The organism is Stenotrophomonas sp. S41 (assembly GCF_016624625.1).
GTDB lineage: Bacteria > Pseudomonadota > Gammaproteobacteria > Xanthomonadales > Xanthomonadaceae > Stenotrophomonas.
Genome location: NZ_JACVTV010000165.1, coordinates 1 through 6,476, shown reverse-complemented (window position 1 = coordinate 6,476; position 6,476 = coordinate 1). Strand labels below are relative to the sequence as shown.

At 68.7% G+C, this 6,476-nt stretch carries 4 protein-coding genes; 3 read left to right on the top strand and 1 reads right to left on the bottom strand.

All coding sequences use genetic code 11. The features are described 5' to 3' along the window. Window positions 1–190 precede the first annotated feature (190 nt). On the top strand, window positions 191–805 hold the full coding sequence (locus tag IAE56_RS20265) for a DUF938 domain-containing protein (RefSeq protein ID WP_200753753.1): 615 nt from the start codon (window positions 191–193) through the stop codon (window positions 803–805). Between the two features lie 85 nt (window positions 806–890). Here IAE56_RS20265 and IAE56_RS20260 read toward each other — a convergent pair whose 3' ends face one another. Continuing rightward, window positions 891–4,577, bottom strand: coding sequence for an indolepyruvate ferredoxin oxidoreductase family protein (locus tag IAE56_RS20260; RefSeq protein ID WP_200753752.1), 3,687 nt, complete (start codon window positions 4,575–4,577; stop codon window positions 891–893). A gap of 168 nt (window positions 4,578–4,745) precedes the next feature. Here IAE56_RS20260 and IAE56_RS20255 point away from each other — a divergent pair, with 168 nt between their 5' ends. After that, window positions 4,746–5,381: a tetratricopeptide repeat protein gene (locus IAE56_RS20255; RefSeq protein WP_200753751.1), complete on the top strand. Its 636-nt coding sequence runs from the start codon at window positions 4,746–4,748 to the stop codon at window positions 5,379–5,381. An 85-nt stretch (window positions 5,382–5,466) separates the two neighbouring features. Then, window positions 5,467–6,372, top strand: coding sequence for an AEC family transporter (locus IAE56_RS20250; protein ID WP_164074334.1), 906 nt, complete (start codon window positions 5,467–5,469; stop codon window positions 6,370–6,372). Window positions 6,373–6,476: the final 104 nt, after the last annotated feature.

The following is a 6,476-nucleotide window of genomic DNA, read 5'->3' as shown; positions in this document are numbered from 1 at the left end:
CAGGTGTCCAACTCAAGGGGGTCACTTCATGGATGGGTTTACGGCGTCCCCCTCAACCGGACCCACCCCGCCAACCCTCAGGAAACCAGCTTTTGCCGTTGCCGTGGCTTGAAGCAGGTGCAGGGCTGCAAGCCCTGCCCAGACCCCCCCCCTCGTGCACAATGGGCCGACCCCGCCTGGACGTTCCCCGATGTCGAGCAAGCCGTATTCAGAAGCCTGCGAACGCAACCGCGAACCGATCGCGGCCGCGCTCGACCCATGGATGGGCGACCGGCATCGGGTGCTGGAAATCGGCAGCGGCACCGGCCAGCACGCGGCCTTCTTCGCCGAGCGCTGGCCGTGGCTGCGCTGGCAGCCCAGCGACCACCCGGACCACCTGCCCGGCATCGAGGCCTGGCGCGCGGAGGCGGCGCTGCTCAACCTGCTGCCGCCCGTGGCGCTGCAGGTGGAACTGCCACCGGCACCGGGCCTGACCCTGCCCGAGGGCAGCTCCTTCGATGCGGCGTTCACCGCCAATACCCTGCACATCATGGGCTGGGAGCACGTGCAGGCGCTGTTTGCCGCGCTGCCGCCGCTGCTGCGCCACGGTGCGCTGCTGGCGGTCTACGGCCCGTTCAACTACGGCGGCCGCTACACCAGTGACAGCAACGCGCAGTTCGATGCCTGGCTGAAGGCGCGTGACCCGCGCAGCGGCATTCGCGATGTCGAAGCCGTGCAGGCGCTGGCCGAAGACAATGGCTTCACCCGCCTGCGCGACGTGGCGATGCCGGCCAACAACCGCCTTCTGCTGTGGCGGTTGGGCTGAACCACCGGTAGTGCCGGCCGCTGGCCGGCAACCGATTGCCTGGAGGGATGCCGGCCAGCGGCCGGCACTACCGTTTCAGCGACCTTCAAGCCACCTGCACGATGTGCAGCGCCTTCGGGTTGCGCCACTGCGCCAGCAGCGCAGCCTCGCGCGCCTTGGCCTGTTCGTAGTGCGCTTCCTTGACGTGGCCGAAGCCGCGGATGTGCTCGGGCACGCTGGCGATTTCCACGGCCAGGGCCAGGCGGCCGTCTTCCAGGCCTTCCAGCAGCTGCAGCACGGTGGCTTCGTAATCGGCGATCAGCTGGCGCTCCATGCGCCGCTCTTCGGTACGGCCGAACACATCCAGGCGGCCGCCGCGCAGGAACTTCAGCTTGGCCAGCAGGCCGAAGGCCTTGAACATCCACGGGCCGTATTCCTTCTTCAGCAGGCGGCCCTGCTCATCCTTCTTCGCGAACAGCGGCGGCGCCAGGTGGAAGCGCAGCTGGTAATCGCCCTCGAACTGCTGCTGCAGGCGGCGCTGGAAGTCGCCGCTGGTGTACAGGCGGGCCACTTCGTACTCGTCCTTGTAGGCCATCAGCTTGAACAGGTAGCGGGCCACGGTCTCGGTCAGCGCGGTGGAGCCACCGATGCGCTCGGCTTCGGCCGCACGCACGCGCTCGACCAGGCTGCGGTAGCGGTTGGCGTAGGCGGCGTCCTGGTACTCGACCAGGAACGCGGCGCGGCGCTCGATCATTTCGTCCAGCGAACGCGACAGGCGCGCGTCGTCCAGCGGCAGGAAGGCCACCTCGCCACCATGCGAGGGCAGGCCGCGCAGCTCGCGCTCGTCGGCGGTGTTGCGCGGTGCGGCGGTGGCGCCCCATTCGTTGCCTTCCCACTCGCCCGGCGGCAGCGGGTGCAGCGGGCCCGGGGTGGATTCGGTATCGGTATGGCGGTTGCGCACCAGGCCGGCGGCCTGCTGCACGGCCTGCGGGTCGACCACGGCCAGGCGGCCCCAGGCGAAGGCCTGCTGGTTCATCGCCACGGCCGCGCCGTTCAGTTCGATGGCACGCATCAGCGAGTCGAACGACAGCGGCACCAGGCCGTGCTGCCACGCGTAGCCGAGGATGAACAGGTTGGCGGCGATGGCATCGCCCAGCAGCGCGGTGGCCAGCTGGGTGGCATCGAGCTGCAGCGGCTCCTGGCCGCCCAGCGCCACGCGCACGCCGGCCACGATGTCGGCGGCGGGGAACTGCATGTCCGGGCGCGTGGTGAAGGTGCCCGGCATCGCTTCATAGGTGTTGAGCACGACCTGCGAACGGCCGGCGCGGACCTTCGACAGCGCCCAGTAGTCGTTCACCACCACCATGTCGCAGCCCAGCACCAGGTCGGCCTCACCGGCGGCGATGCGCACGGCATGGATGTCGTCCGGGCGGCGGGCAATGCGGATGTGGGTGGTGACCGCGCCGCCCTTCTGCGCCAGGCCGGTCTGGTCGAGCACGGTCGCGCCCTTGCCTTCCAGGTGGCCGGCCATGCCGAGCAGGGCGCCGATGGTCACCACGCCGGTGCCGCCGACGCCGGTGATCAGGATGTTCCAGGGCTGTTCCAGCGTGCCGCGGATGGTCGGCGCCGGCAGGTTGTCCAGCAGCGTGGAGGCATCGCGCTTGCTGCCCTTGCGTGGCTGGCCACCGTGCACGGTGACGAAGCTCGGGCAGAAACCATTCACGCAGGAATAGTCCTTGTTGCAGTTGGACTGGTCGATCTCGCGCTTGCGCCCGAACTCGGTTTCCTTCGGCAGCACCGAGACGCAGAAGCTCTTCTTGCCGCAGTCGCCGCAGCCTTCGCAGACCAGCGAATTGATCAGCACGCGCTTCTGCGGGTCTTCCAGCTTGCCGCGCTTGCGGCGGCGACGCTTTTCGGTGGCGCAGGTCTGTTCGTAGATCAGGATCGAAACACCCTTTACTTCGCGCAGGCGCTTCTGCACGGCGTCCAGTTCACTGCGGTCGTGGAACTCGACGTCGCTGGGGAAATGTTCGCGCTGGCCGGTCCACTTGCCGATGTTGTCCGACAGCACCACGATGGTGTGGATGCCTTCGGCGCGCATCTGCCTGGCGATGTCGGGCACGCTCAGCGGGCCGTCCACCGGCTGGCCGCCGGTCATCGCCACCGCATCGTTGTAGAGGATCTTGTAGGTGATGTTGACGCCGGCCGCGACCGCCTGGCGGATCGCCAGCGAGCCGCTGTGGAAATAGGTGCCGTCGCCCAGGTTCTGGAACACGTGCGGCGTGTCGGTGAACGGCGCCTGCCCGGCCCACGTCACGCCTTCGCCGCCCATGTGGGTGAAGGTGTCGGTGCTGCGGTCCATCCAGGTCACCATGTAATGGCAACCGATGCCGGCCAGTGCACGCGAGCCTTCCGGCACCTGGGTGGAGGTGTTGTGCGGGCAGCCCGAGCAGTAGTGCGGCACGCGCGGGAAGCTGGCGCGCGGCAGCGCAAGCTCGGCTTCCTTTTCCTGCATCCACTGCAGGCGCTGTTCGATCGATTCGTTGTTGAAGAACTTCTGGATGCGGCGGCCGATCACGCCGGCGATGGTGGCCGGGGTCAGTTCGCCGGTCGACGGCAGGATCCATTCGCCGCTCTCGTCGTACTTGCCGACGATGGAAGGGCGCTGGCCCCAGCTGACCGGCCAGTTGAAGAACTGCTCCTTCATCTGGCGCTCGATGAAGGCACGCTTCTCCTCCACCACGATGATGTCTTCCAGGCCCTGCGCGAAGCGCGCGATGCCTTCCGGCTCCAGCGGCCAGGTCATGCCGACCTTGTACACGCGGATGCCGATGTCGGCGCACGCGGCTTCGTCCAGGCCCAGGTATTCCAGCGCCTGCAGCACGTCCAGGTAGCTCTTGCCGGTGGTGACGATGCCCAGCCGCGCGCGCGGCGCATCCATCACCACCTTGTCGATGCCGTTGGCGCGGGCGAAGGCCTGCGCGGCCTTCACCGCATAGCGGTGCAGGCGCATTTCCTGGTCCAGCGGCGGGTCCGGCCAGCGGATGTTGAGGCCGCCGCTGGGCATGTCGAAGTCTTCCGGTAGCACGATGCGCCGGGCCAGCGGGTCGACCTCGACCGACGCCGACGATTCCACCGTCTCGGCGATGGTCTTGAAGCCGACCCAGCGCCCGGTGTAACGGCTCATCGCCCAGCCCAGCAGGCCCATGTCGAGGATGTCCTGCACGCCGGCCGGGTTCAGCACCGGCATCATCGCGCTGACGAATTCGTCTTCGCTGCCATGCGGCAGGGTCGAGCTGCGGCAGGCATGGTCATCGGCGGCCAGGGCCAGCACGCCGCCGTGGCGCGAGGTGCCGGCCGCATTGGCATGCTTGAACACGTCGCCGCAGCGGTCCACGCCCGGACCCTTGCCGTACCACATGCCGAACACGCCCTGCACGTTGGCGCCGGGGAACAGGTTGGTCTGCTGCGTGCCCCACACCATGGTGGCGCCCAGGTCCTCGTTGAGGCCGGGGGTGAACTTCACCTTGGCCGCTTCCAGGTGCTTGCGCGCACGCCACAGTTCCAGGTCGAAGCCACCCAGCGGGCTGCCGCGGTAGCCACTGACGAAGCCGGCGCTGTCGATGCCTTCGTGCGCATCGCGCAGGCGCTGCATCAGCGGCAGCCGGACCAGTGCCTGCACGCCACTCAGGTAGATCCGCCCCTCGTTGCGGGTGTACTTGTGGTCGAGCGTGTAATCACGGTCGATCAGGTCGGCGGAAGAGGGCGAAGTGAGTTGCGCGGTACTGGTCATGGCTGGCCCGGTAGGATCGGCTGGCACCGGCCGCGTGCGGGCACGCGGCGGGAAAGGCGCGAATTGTAACAGTGGGGCCCGGAAGGCCCGGCACTCGCATCGGCGGCCTTGCTGGGGTTAGGATCGGGGGGAGAGGGGAGGTTGGTGTTTCAACCCGGGGGAAATTTGATGTCAGTTGCAGGACAGTTCCTGGCCGGCGTGCTGCTGGTCTCGAGCGCGGCCGCCGCATGGGCGGCACCGGCATTGCCGGCACCGCAGGAATTCTATTTCGACAATGATGCTGCCGCCGCACCGATCATCGTGGTGAGTGGCGCTGGCGAGGACCTGATCGCGCAGCTGTTGAAGCAGCGCGAGCGGGGCCGCAAGAGCCTGGAGGCCACCGCACAGCTGGCGTCGGTGGCCATCGCGCAGGGGCGGGCGGAAGTGGGAAACCAGCTCTACCACGAAGCCATGACCGAAGCGCCCGTCCAGAGCATCCTGGGCCGCAGCGTGCGCTGGAACTACGGCTGGGACCTGCTGCGGCAGGGCCAGGCGCTTGCCGCGCTGGAACAGTGGCAGTCGGTGGCCAACAACCTGCGCAGCAATGCCGCGTGGATTCCGCCCACCTACGCGCTGGCGTTGTGGCGGGCCGGCCAGCAGCAGGAGGCGGTGAAGTGGTACGCCGCCGCCGTGCGCACCGAGCCGACCCAGTGGAACGACAGCAGCCGTTACCCGGAGCTGCTGCCGGCCTGGCGCGATGACGAGCGCGCCAGCCTGGCGGAAGTGCAGCAGGCCTGGGCCTCGGCGCCGCCGGCCTGGCCGTGAGGCATGACCGCAGGCGCTTGCCGCCTGCGGTGCTGCATCGCACAATCCAACGCGTCGCAGGCGTGTGCCTGAGGGGGAGCCGCCCATGGCCTTCGATGCGTTCGCCCTGATCCTGGCCATGCTCGGGCTGGGCATGCTGTTTGCCCGCCTGCGCGCGCTGCCGGACAACGCCGCCGAGACGCTCAACAAAGTGGTGCTGTACGTCTGCCTGCCCGCGGCGGTGCTGACCTACGTGCCGCGCCTGCAGCTGGATGCCAGCCTGCTGGGGCTGATGGCCACGCCGTGGCTGCTGATGCTGGCCACCTGGGCGCTGGTCAGCCTGGCCACGCGCGTGTTCGGCTTCGCCCGCGACGTACACGCGGTGCTGCTGATCTGCGTGGCCCTGGCCAACTCCAGCTTCATCGGCTACCCGATGGTGCGCGCGTTGCTGGGCGACGCCGCCTTGCCCTATGCGGTGGTCTACGACCAGTTCGGCACCTTCCTGCTGCTGTCCACCTTCGGTCTGCTGGTGCTGGCGCGTTACAGCGGCGACCGCCCGCCGACGGCGCTGCAGGTGCTGGGCCGCATCGGCCGCTTCCCGCCGCTGTGGGCGCTGCTGTTCGCGCTGCTGCTGATGCCGGCGCAGCCGCCGTCGTGGATTGGCACGGCATTGAAGCAGCTGGCCGACGCGATGCTGCCGCTGGTGATGCTGGCGGTCGGGCTGTCGATCCAGCTGCGCCTGCGCCGCGAGGAGCTGCGTCCGCTGGCGGTGGGCCTGCTGCTGAAGCTGCTGGTGCTGCCGGCGCTGGCGTTGCCGCTGTCGTGGGCGCTGGGCATGCAGGGGCTGATGCTGAAGGCCAACGTTCTTGAGTCTGCGATGCCGACGATGATCACCGCGGCCGCGCTGGCGATCTCGCACCGGCTGGCGCCACGGCTGGCGGCGGCGCTGGTGGGGTATGGGATCGTGCTGTCGCTGGTGACGCTGCCGGCGTGGATGTGGGTACTGGGGTGATGGTTCATCTGCAGGGCTTGCAGCCCTGCACCCGCTTCAAGCCACGGCAACGGCAACGTCAAAAGCTGGCTTTCCGTGGGATGGCGGGGTGGGTCCGGTTGAGG

Coding starts and splice junctions, on each gene's coding strand:
- IAE56_RS20265 (WP_200753753.1), top strand. CDS start 191: ATGTCGAGCAAGCCGTATTCAGAAGCCTGCGAACGCAACCGCGAACCG.
- IAE56_RS20260 (WP_200753752.1), bottom strand. CDS start 4,577: ATGACCAGTACCGCGCAACTCACTTCGCCCTCTTCCGCCGACCTGATC.
- IAE56_RS20255 (WP_200753751.1), top strand. CDS start 4,746: ATGTCAGTTGCAGGACAGTTCCTGGCCGGCGTGCTGCTGGTCTCGAGC.
- IAE56_RS20250 (WP_164074334.1), top strand. CDS start 5,467: ATGGCCTTCGATGCGTTCGCCCTGATCCTGGCCATGCTCGGGCTGGGC.